Below are 1740 nucleotides of genomic sequence, written 5' to 3'. Positions count from 1 at the left end.
ATTTCCTGGTGCGGCGCAATCTTCCAACGCTCAGGTTTCTTTCAGTTTGGAATGAATCGTTGGAGGAGCTGGCGCGTGGCCCCAACCTAGACAATATCAATACTCTCTTCGTTGCCTGCCTATCCAGCGCTGGAACAGAAAATGTTTTGACTGAAGTCAATCCAGGCTCTCCTGTTGCGCCTGCGGTAATTGATGATGGGTCTCTGACCGATACGCAAAATGAGATTAAGGCGCTCATTTTGTCCGCTGATGATAGCTATAAAGTCAAGTTCTACACGCCCGTACGGTCTGAAATCGGCATGACCATCACTGCCAAGATCGCTGCATCTTATAACGTGGCAGAAATTAAACAGAAAATTACTGAAGCTGTTCTAAAAGAATTCGGCGAAGAGGCGGTAAAAGCCAGACGCAGCCGCAATCGTCCTTTATATCAGAACGTGTACGCGCTATTGAGGGCAAAAATTGCAGCCTTATCAAGCGGTGAATCTGATTTGATCGTAAACATCATTGAGTCTGAGTCTATCGGTGCGCGCCCAGAAATGTGGCGGTATGTGTCAGAAAACAGCATTTCCGTGACTGTGCAGACATTGAATATCACAACCCCTGCTTGGGGCAGATAGATTATTTTTATTAAGGAGTTGGAATGCCAAAATCAAATGCTTTCTCGAACGACATGCTTAAGCTGGTTTTTAATGGAGTTGCTATTGCAAATCTAGCTGACAATGCGGCTGTATCGCCATTGGCATCTTTGTATCTGTCTTTTCATAACGAAGACCCTGGTAAAGATGGTGATCAAACCACGAACGAGATTTCTTATCCCGAATATACACGCATTCCCGTTATCAGAGACGGAACTGGTTGGGTTGTAACAGGAAATAGCGTGAGCCCAGCTAATACTGTTGCTTTCCCGGAGGGAACAGGGGGATCGGGCACAGCAAAGTATGCGGCTGTAGGAACAGCAGCATCTGGCCCGGGCAAGATTATTTATTACGGCGCACTGTCTCCCAACATCATTTACGGAAATGGCATTACTCCACGTATTACAACGGATACAGTCATCACGGAAGACTAAGAAATGCGTAAGCTTGCTCAAATAAAACTACATGACAGCAACGGCATTGCCCTTGCAAATCAATCAGACATACAGGTTGCCTGGTTTGATCAGCCTGAGCCGAAGGATTTTTCTTCTGTTATTTACAAGAGCGGAGCAGAAACGACTGATGAAGACGGTAATTTAGTGGTTGATATCAATGGCGGTACGTCGCTCAATGAGAATGACCTTGGGTTTCTTCTAGCGTACCAGCCGAATCTATCTGACCATCGCGATTCGTTGGTGTTTGCAGGCAAACTCAATGTCAGCTTTGGCATTCTCGATGGCGCGGATTTGTTTCTACCAGGAGACCTGGGCTTCTGGCACTGGCCACAGGATTTATCATCAATGCGGCAGGATTCTGCAGGCACGATTGCTGCTGTTCTGGGCCAGCCGGTTGGTGCAGTCCTTGACAAAACAAGCAACGGATATAAAGCAACTCAAGCTACTACATCACTGAAGCCGATTTTGAAGCGCATGCCTACTAGCGGCGTCAGGAATTTGCTGGTGGACAGTGATGATATATATGCGTCGGGCGAATGGACGACGAGTAGAAATTGGTCTCCAGCAGAAGTTATTAGATACAACACACAATCGATCGGAAAATCATGGAGACTTACCGGTGATAACGTAGCATTCGCGTATTTTCG

The 1740-nt window shown here is 46.6% G+C and carries 3 protein-coding genes; all 3 read left to right on the top strand.

Features of this window, described 5'->3' with window-relative positions:
- Positions 1 to 620: hypothetical protein (locus tag J5I83_RS05640; RefSeq protein ID WP_304054021.1), on the top strand; the 620-nt coding region annotated here is incomplete at its 5' end.
- A 23-nt stretch (positions 621 to 643) separates the two neighbouring features.
- Positions 644 to 1072: a hypothetical protein gene (locus J5I83_RS05635; protein ID WP_304054018.1), complete on the top strand. Its 429-nt coding sequence runs from the start codon at positions 644 to 646 to the stop codon at positions 1070 to 1072.
- 3 nt (positions 1073 to 1075) lie between these two features.
- Positions 1076 to 1740 (top strand): hypothetical protein (locus tag J5I83_RS05630; protein ID WP_304054015.1); only part of this gene is annotated, 665 nt, incomplete at its 3' end.

Source organism: Nitrosomonas communis (assembly GCF_024102715.1).
Taxonomy (GTDB): domain Bacteria; phylum Pseudomonadota; class Gammaproteobacteria; order Burkholderiales; family Nitrosomonadaceae; genus Nitrosomonas; species Nitrosomonas communis_B.
This window is presented reverse-complemented; position numbering and strand designations above follow the sequence as displayed.